This window comes from Streptomyces sp. NPDC087859, from assembly GCF_044742595.1.
GTDB lineage: Bacteria > Actinomycetota > Actinomycetes > Streptomycetales > Streptomycetaceae > Streptomyces > Streptomyces canus_F.
The window spans coordinates 553,443-570,875 of record NZ_JBIUUU010000002.1 but is presented as its reverse complement, the minus strand read 5'-3'; the positions used below and the strand labels follow the sequence as shown (position 1 = coordinate 570,875).

The window sequence follows — 17,433 nt, the reverse complement described above, 5'->3', positions numbered from 1 at the left end:
CACTCCGGGCGAACACCCACTATGTATGGTGGTGTTCGGCGGAATTCGGTGATGTTCGGCAACCAGCGTCATACGCTGAGTCCCACAGACCATCGAGGGGACGTACGTGGCGCGTGAGGACGTTTCTGCGGCCGCGTATAAGCGGGAACTTCAGGTCTTCGCCTCCAAGCTCCGGAAACTGCGGATCGGATGCGGCAACCCCTCCCAGCGCAACATCAGCAGTGCCGCACCCTCTGGGCAGTCCCTCTCGGTCTCCGCGATCAGCGAGACTCTCGGGGGAAAACGCTTGCCTAGCGTCGACTTCTTGATCGCCCTCGTCCGGACGCTACTCACACTCGCGAACGACAACCAGTCCCCTGTGGGCCGGAATGATCCAAGGGTCGAGCCCTGGCGTGCGGAGTGGACCCGACTCGCGAACCTACGTGACGAGGCCCGCCACGCGCCGCCCGCACCCCAGTCGGTGCCGCCGCCGGTCGTAAATGGCGGCCTGCGACCCTCGGCCCAGGTGCCCGCAACACCGGCACCGCCGATGAACGCGTCCGCGCCACTCGAGAACCGACAGCTCCTGAGATTTCGTCACATACCGCCGGTCCTGCCCCACTCTGGCTTCGTATGGTCGGTGACCTTCTCCCCCGACGGCAACTTGATGGCCACCGGCAGCGCCGCCGGGATGGTGGCGCTCTGGGATCCAGCCACCCACCAAGCGGTCGGTAAGCCGCTGACCGGCCACACAAGCACCGTGAGGTCCGTCGCGTTCTCCCCGGATGGGGGTCTGCTTGCTGCCGCCAGCGACATTGGCACGGTACGACTCTGGGATCCAACAACCTATGAAACGGTCGGAGTGCTCCCGACCATGAAGCAGGAAGCCGTCACGGCCGTTACTTTCTCCCCCGACGGCGCTTTACTAGCCACCGCTAGCTACGATCGCACCGTACGCCTCTGGGATCGGTACACCTATGAAGCGGTCGGCAAGCCACTTACCGGGCACACCGGCCCCGTCACGGCCGTCGCGTTCTCCGCCGACGGCGTCCTACTAGCCACCGCCAGCTTCGACGGAATGGTGCGTCTTTGGGACCCGACCACCCACCAAGCGGTCGGGAAGCCCTTGATCGGCCATGACGGCCCCGTCAGATCGGTGGCGTTCTCCCCCAGCGGGGGCCTGCTCGCCACCGCCAGCGATGATGGCATGGTGCGTCTTTGGGATCCGGCCACCCATCAGACCGTCGGATCGCCACTGAACGGCCACACCGGTTCCGCCACAGCCGTCGCCTTCTCTCCCAGCAGCGGCCTGCTCGCTACCGCCGACGTCGACGGCACGGTGCGTCTTTGGGACCCGGCCATTCACCAGACCGTCGGATCGCCACTGACCGGCCACACCGGCAACGCCACAGCCGTCGCGTTCTCCCCCGACGGCGGCCTGCTCGCCACCGCCGGCTTCGATCACACGGTGCGGCTGTGGAAAGCCGAGGACGCCCAGCCAGCGCCTGCCTCGGCACAGCGTGCACGGCACGAAGAAGACTCACATGAGAACCTGGTCGCCGAGAACGCCCAACTGCGCACCCGCCTGAACCTGCTGACCTCGCGCGGCCTCGCCAGCAGAAGTGTCCTCACCGCGCTGAAGAACGGCGAAGGCATATCTCTGGCACCTCTGATCGGACATCGCGACGCGGTCTGGTCCGTGGTGTTCTCCCCCGACGGAACGCAACTCGCTACAGCGAGTGCCGACGATACGGTGCGGTTCTGGGATCCAGCCAACCGGCAACCAATCGGCAGGCCTCTGACGAATCACCGAGACTCCGTGAGGGCGGTGGCGTTCTCCCCCGACGGCACTCTGATCGCCACCGCGGACCGCAGCGGCTCGGTACGTCTGTGGGACGCGGCTACCCGGGTACCGGCGGCGGGTAGCCCCCTGGCCGACCACCTCGGCCCCATCACGTCGGTGGTTTTCTCGCCCACCGGCACCCTGCTCGCCGTCGCCAATGATGGTGCTGCCGCACGACTGTGGGTGCCTGCTACCCGACAAACCGCCGGTCCCCCACTGGCCAGCCATCACGGGCTCGTCACTGGGGTCGCGTTCTCTCCCGATGGCAATCTGATCGCCACCGCCACGGATGCCGGCACAGTTCCCCTGTGGGATTCCACTAGCCGCGAGCCAACAGGCGAGCTCCTGGATGGCCACAGAGGCTCCGTCAGCTCTGTCGCGTTCTCCCCGGACGGCAGTCTGATCGCCACCGCTGGCGACGACCACACGATTCAACTATGGGACGCGGCCACCTACCAGCCCGACGGGAAGCCCCTGACCGGGCATGATGACGCCGTCGTGGCCCTGGCTTTCTCTCCCGACGGCAGTCTGATCGCTACAGCCAGCAACGATCACACCGTGCGCTTGTGGGACCCGGCCACCCACCAACTCGTCGGCGAGCCTCTCACCGGCCACCACGACGCCGTGACTGCAGTCGCCTTCTCGCCGGATAGCTCCGTGCTCGCCACCGCCAGCCTCGACCGCACCGTTCGGCTGTGGGTGCCTCCAGCAGTGACCAGTCTCGCCGGGCGTCACGGCTGATCCGACAGGGACCGGAATAATGCTCAGCAGAGGTCCAAGACTGCGATGGAAGCGTTGGTAAGTGGACCGCCTTGGAGTCGGTGCCCTCATTGCCAGTGTTCAGAGCCTTGACCGGACGAGCGATCAAAAGGGCCGTCAACTTGACACTCAGGCTCAGGGTGGCGGCCCGAAGGCTTCGACCCACCGCGCCCGTCGGGAACTCTCCTGTGGACCAGCCGTGGACGAGACCCTAAAGAAAAGTACGGTAGGCCTCGCTGACCAGGCCTTGGTGCAGTAGATGCGGCGGCCTCCGGAGCCGTGTGCTTAGTCAGTCGGCAAGCCAGAAGACAGCACCGAAGAAGAGGCAGCGTGCTCCGCGCAGACAGCCCACCTGCTCTCGCCGCCAGTGTCCACGACGCGAACGCTCCACATTGCAGGCGCGGGGCACGGCGCAGCCCAGGAACACTCGCCCCGCGCCGATGCTGTGTCCATGCGGTGGTGGTCTTCCGCCCACGGACCCAACCACTGAAGTTCCATGCCACGTAGTGAAGCCGACATTCAACCAACGTCGCTACGCATGTGCCAGAACTCTGCGACCGAAGCCATCGGAGCGTGAGTGTCTAACTGCGTGACAACGCCGACGAACACCAGCGGACGAGCGCGAACGTCTACGGACCATCGGCGCAGGTGAGAGCCACACCAGCCCAAGGCAACACCCCCACCCAAGTTGCTTCGGGACGAAGAGGTCGTGGGTTCAAATCCCGCCACCCCGACAGCCGAAACATCAGGTGAGGCACCTAGGAACGTTCCTAGGTGCCTCGCCTGTTTTGTCTGGCGTGGCTCGGGCGCTGATGGTCCACAGGGGTCGGCCGTAACCTTTGTCGGCAGGCAGACAGGTGGGCAGCACCCCGAAAGGACCCCGCATGATCATCTTCGGCACCAAGGGCTACCTCTACCAGCTCGCGATACTCACGCTCGTCTGCGGCCAGTGCGGCAACCCCGCCGCGCACACACTGCGCAAGCGGGTCACGAAGTTCACGCTGTTCTTCGTGCCGCTCTTCCCGTTCTCGACGAAGTTCACGACGCAGTGCACCTTCTGCGGTGCGGAGCAGAAGATCACCAAGGAGCAGGCGGAGCAGTTGCAGGCGCAGGCCGCGGGTGGGCAGCAGGCGTACGGGCAGCCGCAGCAGCAGCCCTACCAGCACTGAGCGACCTCCAGCAGGCTCCTTACGGCTGGCGGACGTGCAGGTCCAGGCCCGTCGTCCCCGGTCGCTCCCTGCCCGGCAGCAGCCGCATGGCTCGGTCGTAGTCCCCGCCCGTCAGGGACCGGAAGGGGACCGGGTCGGCGGTGAAGAGGGTGTCCAGGCGCCTCGCGTACGCCTGTCGGGCCGTCTGGAAGCGGTCGTCCGGCAGCTCGTTGGCGTCGTGGACCGCGAAGGGCTCCAGCGGGGTCATGCCCGTGAACCAGAACAGGCCGTGCTGCAGGGGGTGCAGTACGTCCGTGAGGCGGCCGTGGATGCCCCGGTCCGAGAAGGACGTCTCCCTGGCGCCCAGCGTCACCGACAACAGGGCCCGGCGGCCCGTCAACGCGCTCTCGGCGTACGGCGGCGGGACCTGAGGGCCGTAGGCGAAGCCGCTGGTGAAGACCCGGTCGATCCAGCCCTTCAGGATCGCCGGTGCCGAGAACCACCACATCGGGAACTGCAGGACGACCGCGTCCGACCAGCGGATCTTCTCCTGCTCCGCGGCGACGTCGGGGGACAAGCGGCCTTCCAGCGTGGCCCGTTCGGAGGCTGCCATGACGTGGAGGCGGTGGTCCGGGGTGTGGTCGGGGTAGTCGTCGGCGTCGACCGTCGGCTTCCACTTCATCGCGTAGAGGTCGGAGAGCCGTACGTCGTGGCCCGCCTGGCGCAGGTGGTCTGCCGCGAACGTCGTCAACTCGCTGTTCAGGGAACGCGGGTCGGGGTGGGCGCTGACGATCAGGATCTTCTTCATGCCGTCAGGTTCGCCCGGCTCCCCCGGGGCCGGCCAGAACCCCCTTCGACCGTCGGATCCTCGATCCTGGTATTGGCAGGGCCACGCATACTGGAGTTCATGGATGTCAGCTACGACGGTCAGCGGGCCCTCGGTGGGTTTCTGCGGGCCCGTCGCGGGCGGGTCGCGCCGGAGCAGGCGGGGGTCGGCGGTGCGGCCGGGGCCGGCGGGCACAAGCGGCGCCGGGTGCAGGGGCTGCGGCGCGAGGAGTTGGCGCAGCTCGCCGGGATCAGCGTGGACTACTACGTCCGTCTCGAGCAGGGGCGGGCCACCCAGCCGTCCGCCGAGGTGCTGGACGCGCTGGCGCGGGCGCTCGGTCTCGACGCGGCGGAGCGGCGGCATCTCGACACCCTCGCCGCCGGCCGGCACGAGCCCGTGCCGGCCACCCGGATCGGGCCCGGGCTGCGGCGCGCGCTCGACGCCATGGACCGGCTGCCCGTCTTCGCCACCGACCACCGTCTTGACGTCGTGGCCTGGAACCGGCTGGGGGCCGCGCTCATGGGTGGCCTCGACGTGCCGGGGCGGCGCGATCCCAACAACGCCCGGTTCCTCTTCCTCGATCCCGCCGCCCGTGACCTCCATCCCGACTGGCAGGACCGGGCCGCCGAGGCGGTGGGGCAGTTGCGGGTCTCCGCCGGGCGGTATCCGGGCGACGCCGAGTTGGGCGCGCTGATCGCCGAACTGGGCGCCGAGAGCGGTGACTTCCGGCGGATCTGGGACTCCGGTGAGGTCACGATGTGCGCCGCCGGACGCAAACGGCTGCGGCATCCCGTCGCAGGGCTGATGGAGTTGGACTTCGAGACGCTGCATGTGCCCGCCGGGCCGGGCGAGTCCGGGCTCGTGCTGCATGTGTTCAGCGCGGAGGAGGGCACCGCGGAGGCCGCCGCCCTCGCGCGCCTCACCTGACCGTCACGCCTTACGTGACCGTCACTTGTTCCAGGTCTCGTCGTACGGGTCCGCGGGCGCCGTCACCGGCCGCGACGAGGTGACCTTCAGATACGGGATCGGGCCGTGGTTCACCGGGTCCTCGGTCCGCTGGGGCGTGTAGGTGCCGGTGACCTCCAGCCAGGCGTCCGGGCGCAGGACCGGCGGGATCGTGCCGGTGAGGGCCACCTTCACCGGCTGGGCGTCGGCGGCACAGCAGTTGAGGGCCATGCGGACGAGATAGGGGTGGCCCGCCCGGTCCAGGGCGACGAAGCCGGTGACCTTGATCTCGCGGTTCTTCAGGGATCGCCCGTGGTCGTAGACCGCGCGGCCCGCGTAGTCGGCCACGCCGAGGCGGAGCGGCCCCTCGGCGGGCAGGTCGTCATAGCCGTACGCCTGTTGCAGGGCCGTACCCGTGCGCATCGCGCTGTACGAGCCGAGGGCCGGTGGGGCGACCAGGACGAGGGCGAGGACGGGGAGGGCCAGGAGCCAGGAGATCCGGGGCTCGTGGTGATGCTCCGCGTGGCCGGCGCGCCGCTCGTACCAGAGCGTCGCCACCGCCGCCGCGATCAGGACCGCGCCGGAGAGCAACAGCAGCGGGCGCAGGCCCGCCTTGACGTAGCGGAGGTACAGATCGGTGCTGCCCGCGTGCAGCAGGGTCGCGCCGAGCAGGAACATCACCGCCGACTGCGCGTGCCGGTTCACAGCAGCACCGCCCCGGTCAGCACCGACACCAGGACGGCGAGGACGAAGGTGGCGGGCGCGAAGCGCAGCGCGAAACCGCGGCCGAAGGTGCCGGCCTGCATCGCGAACAGCTTCAGGTCGATCATCGGGCCGACCACCAGGAACGCGAGTCGTGCGGTGAGCGAGAACTGGGACAGGGACGCGGCGACGAACGCGTCCGCCTCCGAGCAGATCGACAGCAGGACGGCCAGTACGGCGAGGGCGAGCACGGAGACGAACGGATTCCCCGCCGCCGCGCGCAGCCACTCCTCCGGTACGACCGCCTTCAGCGTCGCCGCCGCCATCGCGCCGACGACGAGGAATCCGCCGGCGTGCATCACGTCGTGCCGGACCGACCCCCAGAACGCCGCACCTTTGCTCTGGCCGTCGTACGACGCGCGGGCCGGTGGCCGCAGCCAGTCGGCGCGGCCGAGGCGCAGCCACAGCCAGCCCATCGCGCACGCCACGAACAGGCTGGCGACGAAACGGGCCAGGACCATCTCGGGGTTGTTCGGGAACGCGACCGCCGTCGCCGTCAGCACGATCGGGTTGATCGCCGGGGCGGAGAGCAGGAACGCGAGGGCGGCGGCGGGGGCGACGCCCCGGCGGACCAGGGCTCCGGCCACGGGGACGGACGCGCACTCGCAGCCGGGCAGCACCGCGCCCGCCGCGCCCGCGACCGGGACCGCCAGGGCGGGGCGTTTGGGGAGCGCGCGGGCGAAGAACGACGCCGGTACGAACACCGCGATCGCCGCCGACAGCATCACACCGAGCACGAGGAAGGGGAGCGCCTGGACGACCACGGCCACGAACACCGTCATCCAGCTCTGCATCACCGGGGCGGCGAGCAGCCCGCGGATCGGGCCCTGCATGAGCAGCACCAGGAGCAGAAGCATGGTGAGCAGGAGCGGGGAGTTGAGGTGGCGGGCCTGGTCCTGCGGCTGCGGGGCCTTCGGCTCGCCGGGCGTGGCGTCGCTTGGGCTCGGGGTGGCGTCGGGCCGGTTCGGCGCGGCTTTGGTGAGGGCCACGGGCGCGGTACCTCCGGGCTCGGTGTGCGGTGCCTTTCCTCCCATACGGGCATTCTGGCGCCCTTGCTCAACTCGGCACCGGATCATGACGGGAACCTTACGAACCGCGGGAACCGGCGCCGCCGACCGGCCCCGTCCTGGAACCCCCCGTCCCGGTAAGGCACTCTTTCCCCTCGTGGGCAGCGTTCCGAATCAAGGTCAACAGGGTGCCGCCGCCACGCACATGGTGGTCTGCGGCGACGACGGGCTCGCGCATCGGCTGGCAGCCGAGTTGCGGGGGGTGTACGGGGAGCAGGTCACGCTCGTCGTGCCCGCGTCCGAGCGGAGTGTGCGGCCGCCGGTGGTGGGGCGGGCGCGGGCGGCTTCGGCGGCGTTGCTGGACCGGATGGTGAGTGCCGCCGGTGGCCGGACGGGGGCGGCCGAACCCGCCGGTGGTGAACGGTTGCTGGAGGCCGCCGAGGCGACCGAGGCCGTGCTCGCCGACGCCGGGGTGGAGCGGGCCGCCGCGCTGGCGCTCGTGTACGACGACGACGAGACCAACATCCGTGCCGCGCTGACCGCCCGCCGGCTCAATCCCCGGCTGCGGCTCGTTCTGCGGCTCTACAACCGGCGGTTGGGGCAGTACATCGAGGAACTCCTCGATCAGGCGTCGGCCTTGGCTTCCGGGGACGGCTCCGACGCGGGCTCCGGGTCCGACTCCGGGTCCGGTTTCGATGCGTCGACGACCGTCCTGTCCGACGCCGACACCGCCGCACCGGCGCTGGTGGCCAGTGCCGTCGCCGGGACCAGCAAGGTCGTGCAGACGGACGGGTTGTTGCTGCGGGCCGTGGAGCTGCCGCCGGGGGCCGATGGTTCGGGGCGGGCCACGCTGGCGCTGCTGTCCGCGAGCGGCAACGGCACGGCGGGGCCCGACGGTGCCGATCCGGGCGGTGCCGAGCAGGGGCCCGAGCTGCTGCCGGACGCCGCGGCGGTACGGGCGGCCGGTGAGCGCGGGACCGTGGTGCTGGAGCAGGTGTCGTACGCGGCGCCCTCCATGTCCCCGGGGCGCAGTGTCGTGCCGCCGTTCGCCTCGCTCTTCTCGCGGCGGCTGCGGTGGTCGCTGGCCGGGCTGGTGGGGTGTGTGGCCGCGCTCGCCGTCGCGCTCACCGTGGTGACCGGGGACCATCCGCTGTACGCGACGTACATGACCCTTCTCGACCTCTTCGCCATCAACGACCCCGCGCTCGGGGCGTCCACCGGCCGCCAGGTCCTGCAACTCCTCGCCGGGCTCGTCGGGTTGCTCCTGCTGCCGGTGCTGCTGGCCGCGGTGCTCGAGGCGCTGGGTACCTTTCGGACCGCGTCCGCGTTGCGCAAGCCGCCGCGGGGGCTGGGCGGGCATGTGGTGCTGCTCGGGCTGGGGAAGATCGGCACCCGGGTGCTGACGCGGCTGCGGGAGCTGAACATCCCCGTGGTGTGCGTGGAGTCCGATCCCGAGGCCCGGGGGCTGGCGACCGCCCGGCGGCTGCGGGTGCCCGTGGTGCTCGGGGATGTCACTCAGGAAGGGGTGCTGGAGGCCGCCAAGGTGCATCGGGCGCACGCGCTGCTGTCGGTGACCAGTGCGGATACGACGAATCTGGAGGCCGCGTTGTACGCGCGGTCCGTGCGGCCGGATCTTCGGGTGGTGCTGCGGTTGTACGACGACGACTTCGCCACCGCGGTGTACCGGACCTTGCGGGCCGCTCATCCGCAGGCTTCCACCCGGAGCCGGAGTGTGTCCCATCTGGCTGCGCCCGCGTTCGCCGGGGCGATGATGGGGCGGCAGATTCTGGGGGCGATTCCGGTGGAGCGGCGGGTGTTGTTGTTCGCCGCCGTCGAGGTGGGTGGGCATCCTCAGTTGGAGGGGAAGACGGTCGGGGAGGCGTTCCGGGCGGGGGCGTGGCGGGTGCTGGCGTTGGACACGGCGTACTCCGGGCGGCGGGAGGAGTCGGCCGTGGAGGGGGCGTACGAGGAGGTCGGGTCGCCATCGGGGCTGGTGTGGGATCTGCCCGATACGTATCTGCTGCAGGGGGCGGACCGGGTGGTGCTGGCGGCTACTCGGCGTGGGTTGGCGGAGTTGCTGGGGAGGCGGGCTCGGGAGCGGGCCGCGATGTAGGGGTGCGGGGCGGGTTGTTTCGCCCCCGCCGCCCCTACCCGTCCCGTCCTCCAGGGGCGCTGCCCCTTCGACCCCGGCCCCTGGGGGCTCCGCCCCCAGACCCCCGCCGGCCCCGAAAGGGCCTCGTCCTCAAACGCCGGACGGGCTGAAAGACACGAGGTGGCGTGGTCATGGTGTCCCCGACGCCAGGACGGCGTCGGGGACCGGTGGGTCAGGGGGTGGGGGGCAGGTGGCGGGTCGCGAAGTCCAGTTCCAGGGCTACCTGCTTGATGCGTTCGTCCACGACCAGTGAGCCGTGGCCTGCGTCATAGCGGTAGACCTCGTGGACCGCGCCGCGGGCCTCCAGGCGCTTGACGTAGTTGTCGATCTGGCGGATGGGGCAACGGGGGTCGTTGACACCGGCCGAGATGTAGACCGGGGCCTTGACCTGGTCGACGTAGGTGAGGGGGGAGCTCGCCTCGAAGCGCTCGGGGACCTCTTCCGGGGTGCCGCCCAGGAGAGTGCGGTCCATGGCCTTCAGGGCTTCCATCTCGTCGTGGTACGCCGTGACGTAGTCGGCGACGGGGACGGCGGCGATGCCCACGGTCCAGGCGTCGGGCTGGGTGCCGAGGCCGAGGAGGGTGAGGTAGCCGCCCCAGGAGCCGCCGGTCAGGATCAGCCGGGTGGGGTCGGCCAGGCCGGTGCTCACGGCCCATTCCCTGACCGCCGCGATGTCCTCCAGCTCGATCAGACCGACCCGGTACTTCAGCGCGTCCGTCCACGCACGGCCGTAGCCCGTCGAGCCGCGGTAGTTGACCCGCACCACCGCGTACCCGTGGTCGACCCATGCCGCCGGGCCGGCCGCGAACGCGTCACTGTCGTGCCAGGTCGGGCCGCCGTGGATGTCGAAGACCGTGGGCAGGGGGCCCGTCGCGCCCCGCGGCTTCTGGACCAGGGCGTGGATACGGCCGCCCGGGCCCTCCACCCAGACGTCCTCCACCGGGACCGAGCCCGGGGACTTCAGACCCGGCGGGTCCAGGACGACCCGGCCCGTCGTCGAGCGGACCGTCGACGGTTCGGCGGCCGAGGACCACAGGTACTCCACGCTGCCGTCGGGGCGGGCGGTCGCGCCGGAGACCGAGCCGGGCGGGGTCGGGATCCGCTCCAGGTCACGGGTCGCCAGGTCGTAGCGGAACAACTCGCTGCGGGCCTCGAAGCTGTGCGCGATGAGCAGTCCGGTGCCGTCCGGGTACCACTCGGCGCTCACGTCACCGGGCAGGTCGAGGGCGAGGTCGGTCTCCTCGCCGGTCGAGACGTCCCACACCAGGGGCTCCCAGCGGCCCCGGCGCTGGTGGCCGATCAGCAGGCGCGGATCGCCGTCGACCGGGGCGAAGCCCAGGACCTCCAGGCCCCGCTCCTGGGTGCCGCCCTTGGTGTCGTCGAGGTCGGCGACCGCCGTGCCGTCGGGGCGGACCACCCGCAGGGCCGAGTGCATCGCGTCGCCGTGCTCGGTGTGCTCCAGGGCGATCAGCGAGCCGTCGTGGGAGAGGTCCCCGACGCCGGCGGACTCGCGGTGGCGGTAGATCTCCACCGGCTGCTCGCCCTCGCGGACGACATAGATCGTCGTACCGTCCTCGTCGGTGGAGCGGCCCACCACCGCCGTACGGCCGTCCCGGGCGAGGGCGAGGCCCGCCGGGTAGGAGGCGTCCAGGCCCGGTGCCGCGAGGTCGTCCTCGCCGCCCGCGAACGGCTGTCGGCGCCAGACACCGAACTCGTCGCCGTCCTTGTCGTCGAACCACCAGATCCACGCGCCGTCCGGGGAGAGCACCCCGTCCGTCGTGCCGTTCGGCCGGTCGGTCACCTGCCGCTGCTCGTCCGTGGCGCGGTCCCAGGCGTACAGCTCGTACGTCCCCGTCGCGTTCGACACGAACAGGGAGCGGTCCGGTGCGTCCTCCGCCCAGTCGGGCAGGGACACCCGGGGCGCCCGGAAGCGCTTCTCCCAGTCCGGCGTCGGTTCGTTCTGCTCGGGCGAGACGGACCCGTTGCTCTCAGTCATGGCCCCATAGTGCCTGGCCCCGACGACAATGTGCCGCCGAGGTCCCCAGCCTGTGGACAACCTCCACCGCGGGACCCCATTGTCAGTGGCCGGGTGCAGACTCGAGCGCATGACAGATCTGCGCAAGACAGTCGAAACCTTCTGGGCCGCCGCCGAGGCCCGGGACTGGGACGCGTTCACGGGCACGCTGGCCGAGGACGTGGTGTACACGCTGCCGCAGACACGCGAGCGGATCAGCGGACGCGAGCGTTTCGTCCAGTTCAACCGGGAGTATCCCGGTGACTGGCACCTGCGGATCGAGCGGATCGTCGCCGAGCCGGGGCAGGTGGTCAGCTGGGCCCACTTCACGGTGGGGCTGGAGGAGATGTACGGCATCGCGTTCTTCACCGGGGACGAACACGGCCGGATATCCGCCATGACCGACTTCTGGCCGGAGCCGTACGAGCCGCCGGCGGGGCGGGAGCATCTCGTCGAGAGGTACTGACCCCGCGGGCCGGTGCTCACGGACTGCCCCGTACCGTTGAGGTGTGTACCGGTTTCTGCTGACGCCCCGTTGGTGGGGGATCAACGTCTTCGTGCTGCTCGCCATCCCCTTCTGTGTGTTCATGGGGTCCTGGCAGCTGAGCCGGTTCGAGGACCGGATGGCCGATCACGACCGGGCGACCTCGCAGGTGGCGACGGACGCGGGGGATGCCGCGCGACCGCTGGCCGGCCTGCTGCCGGTGGACAAGGAGACGTCCGGGGCGCAGGCCACCGCGACCGGGCGGTACGGGAAGCAGTTGCTGGTACCGGGCCGGGAGCTGGACGGCAGGAACGGCTACTACGTGCTGACGTTGCTGCGGACCGACGGCGGCAAGGCGCTGCCCGTGGTGCGGGGATGGCTGCCGGGGACCGCGGACGCCGCGAAGGCTCCGGCCGCGCCCTCGGGCGAGGTCACCGTCACGGGAGCCCTGCAGGCGTCCGAGCAGCCCGGTGAGAACGGGGTCAGCGCACAGGGCGGGCTGCCGGCCGGGCAGACGTCGGCGATCAGCGCGGCTTCCCTGGTGAACCTGGTGTCGTACGACGTGTACGACGCCTGGGTCACCCTCAACACCGGGGACTCCGGGATGAAGGCGGTGCCCGCGGCCGCGGCTCCGGACACCGGGCTGAATCTCAAGGCGTTCCAGAACCTCGGCTACACCGGCGAGTGGTTCGTCTTCGCCGGGTTCGTGGTCTTCATGTGGTTCCGGCTGATCCGGCGCGAGGTGGAGTTCATCCGGGATGCCGAGCTCGGGCTGCTGCCCGAGCCGGAGCCGGGCGATCAGCCCGCGTCGGTGTGACGCCGAGTCCGACCGGTCTCCTGCCGCACCGGCTCCACGCCGCCTGTGCTACGCCGTCGGCGTCAGCACACCCGTCCAGTACACCGTGCCCGCGCACGCGTTCGACACCGTCACCGAGGTCGACGGGCTGCCGCCCTCGGCCGTGCCGGTGATCGTCACGCTGCCGTCCACCGTGCCGTCCGCCGTCATCAGCTGAGTCGAGGTGCCGGTGTCGCCGCCCGTGGAGGTGCCCTCCGTGCTGCCGGAGTTCTCGGTGGGGCTGGGCGTGGCGGTGGGATCGCCGGTGGGATCGCCGGTGCCGTTCTCCACGGGGCAGGTCTCCGAGGGGACCCAGGCGAACCTCACGATGTAGGAGGCGCCGGGCTGCAGGCTCAGGGAGGCGAGTTCGAGGGACGGGTCGGGCAGGGAGACCGCCGCGTCGCCGGAGACATGCCGCTGCGGGGCGACCTTGGTGGAGTCCGCCGCGCCCGCCGTGGTGGTGCCCACGCTGCCCGGACCGGTGACCAGACAGGCCGCGGTCGAGCCGTTGGTGAAGGTGAACGTGCCGTACACCGCGCCCGCCGAGTCGGCGGGGTCGACGCTGGCGGTCGGTACACCGAGGTCCGTGGCCGTGCACGCGGGGACGCCCGCCGTGCTGGTGGCCGAGGGACCGGCGCTGTCGCTGCCCCCGGTGCCGGAGCCGGAGCCCTTGTCCTTGTCGTCCTTCGAGCTGCCCTTGTCCTTGTCCTCGACCTTGCCGGAGGAACCGCCGGAGGTGCTCTCACCGCCGTCCGGGCCCTTGCCCTGGCTCGCGCCGCCCTGGGTCTGCGAGTAGTGGCCGGCGTTCTGGGGGTCGGCGTCGGAGCCGGTGACGCCCGAGACATGCAGCAGGGCGGGGACGGCGGTGCCGACGAAGAGCGCGGCGGCCGCCATGCCGACCAGGGCCTGCCGCTTGCGGGCCCGTCGGGCGGGTACCGCGGTGCGCAGATGGTCGAGCGTGCCGTCGCGCGGCTCGATCTCCTCGACCGCGTGCTGCAGCATGCGGCGCAGTGCCAGCTCGTCCGAGTCGAGCCCTCCCGAGGGGCTCTGGTCGTCGAGGCCGTGGTTCACAGTTCCGTTCCCAGCAGTTGATTGCTTCGGCTTGTGCGGCGCGTCCGCACCACCCGGCTCGCGCCACTCGTAGGGCTCGTGCGGGACATGCGCGTGGCGCCGCCCGTCGTCCTCTCCTGGGCCGCTCATGCCGGTGCCTCCATGGCGACCCGGAGGGCGGCGATACCGCGGGAGCCGTACGCCTTCACCGAGCCGAGGGATATCCCGAGCGTCTCGGCGACCTGCGCCTCGGTCATGTCCGCGAAGTACCGCAGGACGAGGACCTCGCGCTGGCGGCGCTGGAGTCCCTTCATCGCCTTGATGAGCGAGTCGCGCTCCAGCAGGTCGTACGCACCCTCCTCGGCGCTCGCCATGTCCGGCATCGGCTTGGACAGCAGCTTGAGTCCGAGGATGCGGCGGCGCAGGGCCGAGCGGGAGAGATTGACGACGGTCTGGCGCAGATACGCGAGCGTCTTCTCCGGATCCCGGACGCGCTTGCGCGCGGAGTGGACGCGGATGAAGGCCTCCTGGACGACGTCCTCGCAGGAGGCGGTGTCGTCGAGGAGAAGGGCTGCGAGACCGAGCAACGAGCGGTAGTGCGCCCGGTAGGTCTCGGTGAGGTGGTCGACGGTGGTGCCTGCGGCAGCCACGTCCTCGGCACCGTCACGCTGACTGGGTATGCGGGTAGGCCGCGCTGCGGGCATCGGCGCGATCACCGGCATGCCACCGGGCGTACCGGCCCTGCGGGGTCGTACGGCCGTGGGGCGCGGCGGCCGGAGGGCCGTACCGCGCGAGACCGCTGTGAAATCGAGAACCTCTGCCACGCCAGTTGGACACGCCTACCCCCGTAAGGGTTGTACGCGCCGGGCGTCACTTTTGCGTCGGACGGCCGCATGCCGCACGAGACCGCCTTCCGTCTTGTGTCAGGCAGCACTACTGACCGTGCGTCAAGCGCCCTCATGCCTACCCGCTCTTCCCCTGTGTCCTGAATGATTCGGGGCGTCCCCACGCCCCTTGAAGCATCCCCGCACCCCCTGAAGGGCGTTCGCAAAGACGCTCCCCGCCCTTCGCGCGGTTGCGGAGAGCGGGGAGGCAAATTTTCGGACGCCGAGGCGGCTCGGATCAAGTGGTCCGGACCATCGTCCGCACCACAAGTCGCTCACAGATCCTACAAAGCGACTGTCCGCAGGCCAGTGCTTTTCCGGCTCACAGAAGGAAATCCGGGAAACGTCACATGAACTCGGTCGCCACGAGCTCGGCGATCTGCGCGGTGTTGAGGGCCGCGCCCTTGCGCAGGTTGTCGCCGCAAACAAACAGTTCGAGGGCGGTCGGGTCGTCCAGCGCCCGCCGTACCCGGCCCACCCACGTGGGGTCGGTGCCGACCACGTCGGCGGGGGTCGGGAACTCCCCGGCGGCCGGGTTGTCGAAGAGCACGACGCCCGGCGCGGTGGCGAGGATCTCACGCGCCTTGGCGACGGTGACCTCGCCCTCGAAGCGGGCGTGGACGGTCAGCGAGTGCGTGGTGACGACCGGAACCCGTACACAGGTGACCGCGACGGGCAGCTCGGGCAGGCCGAGGATCTTGCGGGACTCGTCCCGCACCTTCATCTCCTCCGACGACCAGCCGTCCTCGCGCAGCGATCCGGCCCACGGGACGACATTGAGCGCGACCGGCTCCGGGAACGGCCCGGTGTTGTCGCCCACGGCCCGCCGTACGTCTCCGGGATGGGTCCCCAGTTCCGTGCCGGCGACCAGCGCCAGCTGCTGGCGCAGGGTCTCGACGCCGGCCCGGCCCGCGCCGCTCACCGCCTGGTACGAGGACACCACCAGCTCGCGCAGCCCGAACTCGGCGTGGAGTGCGCCGAGGGCCACGATCATCGAGAGGGTCGTGCAGTTGGGGTTGGCGATGATGCCGCGCGGCCTGACACGCGCCCTGTGCGCATTGACCTCGGGGACGACGAGGGGCACCTCCGGGTCCATCCGGAAGGCGCCCGAGTTGTCCACGACGACGGCACCGCGCGCGGCGGCGATCGGCGCCCACTGCGCGGAGACCTCGTCGGGGACGTCGAACATGGCGACGTCGACCCCGTCGAAGGCCTCCTCCGTCAGGGCCACCACCTCGACCTGCTCGCCGCGCACGGCCAGCTTGCGGCCGGCCGAGCGCGGCGAGGCGATCAGACGGATCTCGCCCCAGATGTCCGCGTGCTGGGACAGGATCTGGAGCATGACCGTACCCACGGCTCCGGTCGCTCCCACGACCGCGAGCGTCGGTCGCACGGACCCTGTCCCGGCCATCAGCGTCCCGTGCCCCCGTAGACGACGGCCTCGTCGCTGTCGGAGTCGAGCCCGAAGGCGGTGTGCACGGCGCGGACGGCCTCGTTGACGTCGTCGGCGCGCGTGATGACCGAGATGCGGATCTCCGAGGTCGAGATCAGCTCGATGTTCACGCCCGCGTCGGAGAGCGCCTCGAAGAAGGAGGCGGTGACGCCCGGGTTGGTCTTCATACCCGCGCCGACCAGGGAGATCTTGCCGATCTGGTCGTCGTAGCGCAGGGAGTCGAAGCCGATGCCCGCCTTGTTCTTCTCCAGGGCGTCGATGGCCTTGCGGCCCTCGGTCTTCGGCAGCGTGAAGGAGATGTCCGTCAGACCGGTGGAGGCGGCGGACACGTTCTGCACGATCATGTCGATGTTGATCTCGGCGTCGGAGATCGTGCGGAAGATCGTGGCGGCCTCGCCCGGCTTGTCCGGCACGCCCACGACCGTGACCTTGGCCTCGGAGGTGTCGTGCGCGACACCGGAGATGATCGCCTGCTCCACCGGCTTGTCCCCTTGCTTGATCGGTTCACTGCTGACCCACGTGCCCTGGAGTCCGCTGAAGCTGGACCGGACGTGGATCGGGATGTTGTAGCGACGGGCGTACTCCACACAGCGGTGGAGCAGCACCTTGGAGCCGGACGACGCCAGCTCCAGCATGTCCTCGAAGGAGATCCAGTCGATCTTCTTCGCCTTCTTCACCACGCGCGGGTCGGCGGTGAACACGCCGTCCACGTCGGTGTAGATCTCGCACACCTCGGCGTCGAGGGCGGCGGCCAGGGCCACGGCCGTGGTGTCGCTGCCGCCGCGGCCCAGCGTGGTGATGTCCTTCTTGTCCTGGCTGACGCCCTGGAAGCCCGCGACGATGGCGATGTTGCCCCGGTCCAGGGACTCCCGGATACGGCCGGGCGTGACGTCGATGATCCGCGCTTTGTTGTGGACCGAGTCGGTGATGACGCCTGCCTGGCTGCCGGTGAAGCTCTGGGCCTCGTGGCCCAGGTTTTTGATCGCCATGGCCAGCAGGGCCATGGAGATCCGCTCTCCGGCGGTCAGCAGCATGTCGAACTCACGGCCGGCCGGCATCGGAGATACCTGCTCGGCGAGATCGATCAGCTCGTCCGTCGTGTCGCCCATCGCGGAAACCACGACAACCACCTGGTTGCCGTTCTTCTTCGCTTCCACGATTCGCTTGGCGACGCGCTTGATGCCCTCGGCATCGGCTACGGAGGAGCCTCCGTACTTCTGCACGACAAGGCCCACGTGCGCTCCTCGCTCAGTCAGTCACTATCCGCACATACGTATATGTACTGCGGTCGG

At 70.3% G+C, this 17,433-nt stretch carries 14 protein-coding genes; 6 read left to right on the top strand and 8 right to left on the bottom strand.

All coding sequences use genetic code 11. The annotated features are described in order from the left end of the window. Positions 1-529: 529 nt before the first annotated feature. Positions 530-2,563, top strand: a complete 2,034-nt coding sequence (locus ACIOHP_RS06535; protein ID WP_401884134.1) for a WD40 repeat domain-containing protein — start codon at positions 530-532, stop codon at positions 2,561-2,563. A gap of 902 nt (positions 2,564-3,465) precedes the next feature. After that, complete coding sequence (locus ACIOHP_RS06530; protein WP_307027915.1) at positions 3,466-3,750, top strand: zinc-ribbon domain-containing protein; 285 nt, start codon at positions 3,466-3,468, stop codon at positions 3,748-3,750. A 19-nt stretch (positions 3,751-3,769) separates the two neighbouring features. Here ACIOHP_RS06530 and ACIOHP_RS06525 read toward each other — a convergent pair whose 3' ends face one another. Further along, the gene (locus tag ACIOHP_RS06525; protein ID WP_401883902.1) at positions 3,770-4,537 is read right to left on the bottom strand and encodes an NAD(P)H-dependent oxidoreductase; all 768 of its coding nucleotides are present in this window, start codon (positions 4,535-4,537) and stop codon (positions 3,770-3,772) included. A 99-nt stretch (positions 4,538-4,636) separates the two neighbouring features. Between ACIOHP_RS06525 and ACIOHP_RS06520 the strand changes: the two genes are divergently transcribed. Beyond that, positions 4,637-5,482: a helix-turn-helix domain-containing protein gene (locus ACIOHP_RS06520; RefSeq protein ID WP_401883900.1), complete on the top strand. Its 846-nt coding sequence runs from the start codon at positions 4,637-4,639 to the stop codon at positions 5,480-5,482. A gap of 21 nt (positions 5,483-5,503) precedes the next feature. Here the strand turns inward: ACIOHP_RS06520 and ACIOHP_RS06515 are convergent, their stop codons facing one another. Both ACIOHP_RS06515 and ACIOHP_RS06510 read right to left on the bottom strand, forming a co-directional pair. Further along, positions 5,504-6,205, bottom strand: coding sequence for a TIGR03943 family putative permease subunit (locus tag ACIOHP_RS06515; RefSeq protein WP_361550391.1), 702 nt, complete (start codon positions 6,203-6,205; stop codon positions 5,504-5,506). After that, positions 6,202-7,296 carry a permease gene (locus ACIOHP_RS06510; RefSeq protein ID WP_401883898.1) on the bottom strand — a complete coding sequence of 365 codons (1,095 nt, stop codon included), beginning with the start codon at positions 7,294-7,296 and terminating at the stop codon, positions 6,202-6,204. The genes ACIOHP_RS06515 and ACIOHP_RS06510 overlap by 4 nt, the downstream gene beginning before the upstream one ends. Before the next feature lie 178 nt (positions 7,297-7,474). On the opposite strand from ACIOHP_RS06510, the gene ACIOHP_RS06505 reads away from it, so the two are divergent. After that, positions 7,475-9,382 carry an NAD-binding protein gene (locus ACIOHP_RS06505; protein ID WP_401884132.1) on the top strand — a complete coding sequence of 636 codons (1,908 nt, stop codon included), beginning with the start codon at positions 7,475-7,477 and terminating at the stop codon, positions 9,380-9,382. 211 nt (positions 9,383-9,593) lie between these two features. Here the strand turns inward: ACIOHP_RS06505 and ACIOHP_RS06500 are convergent, their stop codons facing one another. Then, on the bottom strand, positions 9,594-11,417 hold the full coding sequence (locus ACIOHP_RS06500; RefSeq protein WP_401883896.1) for a S9 family peptidase: 1,824 nt from the start codon (positions 11,415-11,417) through the stop codon (positions 9,594-9,596). Positions 11,418-11,526: 109 nt separating this feature from the next. On the opposite strand from ACIOHP_RS06500, the gene ACIOHP_RS06495 reads away from it, so the two are divergent. Together ACIOHP_RS06495 and ACIOHP_RS06490 are read left to right on the top strand one after the other, a co-directional pair. Further along, the gene (locus ACIOHP_RS06495; protein WP_401883894.1) at positions 11,527-11,901 is read left to right on the top strand and encodes a nuclear transport factor 2 family protein; all 375 of its coding nucleotides are present in this window, start codon (positions 11,527-11,529) and stop codon (positions 11,899-11,901) included. A 43-nt stretch (positions 11,902-11,944) separates the two neighbouring features. Then, positions 11,945-12,736, top strand: a complete 792-nt coding sequence (locus ACIOHP_RS06490; protein WP_401883892.1) for an SURF1 family protein — start codon at positions 11,945-11,947, stop codon at positions 12,734-12,736. Positions 12,737-12,784: 48 nt separating this feature from the next. On the opposite strand, the gene ACIOHP_RS06485 is transcribed toward ACIOHP_RS06490, so the two are convergent. From ACIOHP_RS06485 to ACIOHP_RS06470, 4 genes are all read right to left on the bottom strand, one after another. Then, a complete protein-coding gene (locus ACIOHP_RS06485) occupies positions 12,785-13,825 on the bottom strand; it encodes a hypothetical protein (RefSeq protein ID WP_401884130.1) in 1,041 nt (346 codons plus the stop codon). Positions 13,826-13,950: 125 nt separating this feature from the next. Next, complete coding sequence (locus tag ACIOHP_RS06480) at positions 13,951-14,628, bottom strand: SigE family RNA polymerase sigma factor (RefSeq protein WP_095046635.1); 678 nt, start codon at positions 14,626-14,628, stop codon at positions 13,951-13,953. A gap of 406 nt (positions 14,629-15,034) precedes the next feature. Beyond that, positions 15,035-16,099, bottom strand: coding sequence for an aspartate-semialdehyde dehydrogenase (locus ACIOHP_RS06475; protein ID WP_361550403.1), 1,065 nt, complete (start codon positions 16,097-16,099; stop codon positions 15,035-15,037). Further along, positions 16,099-17,376 (bottom strand): aspartate kinase, encoded by a 1,278-nt coding sequence (locus tag ACIOHP_RS06470; protein ID WP_266824190.1) that lies wholly within the window; start codon positions 17,374-17,376, stop codon positions 16,099-16,101. Before ACIOHP_RS06470 ends, ACIOHP_RS06475 begins: the two co-directional genes overlap by 1 nt. Positions 17,377-17,433: the final 57 nt, after the last annotated feature.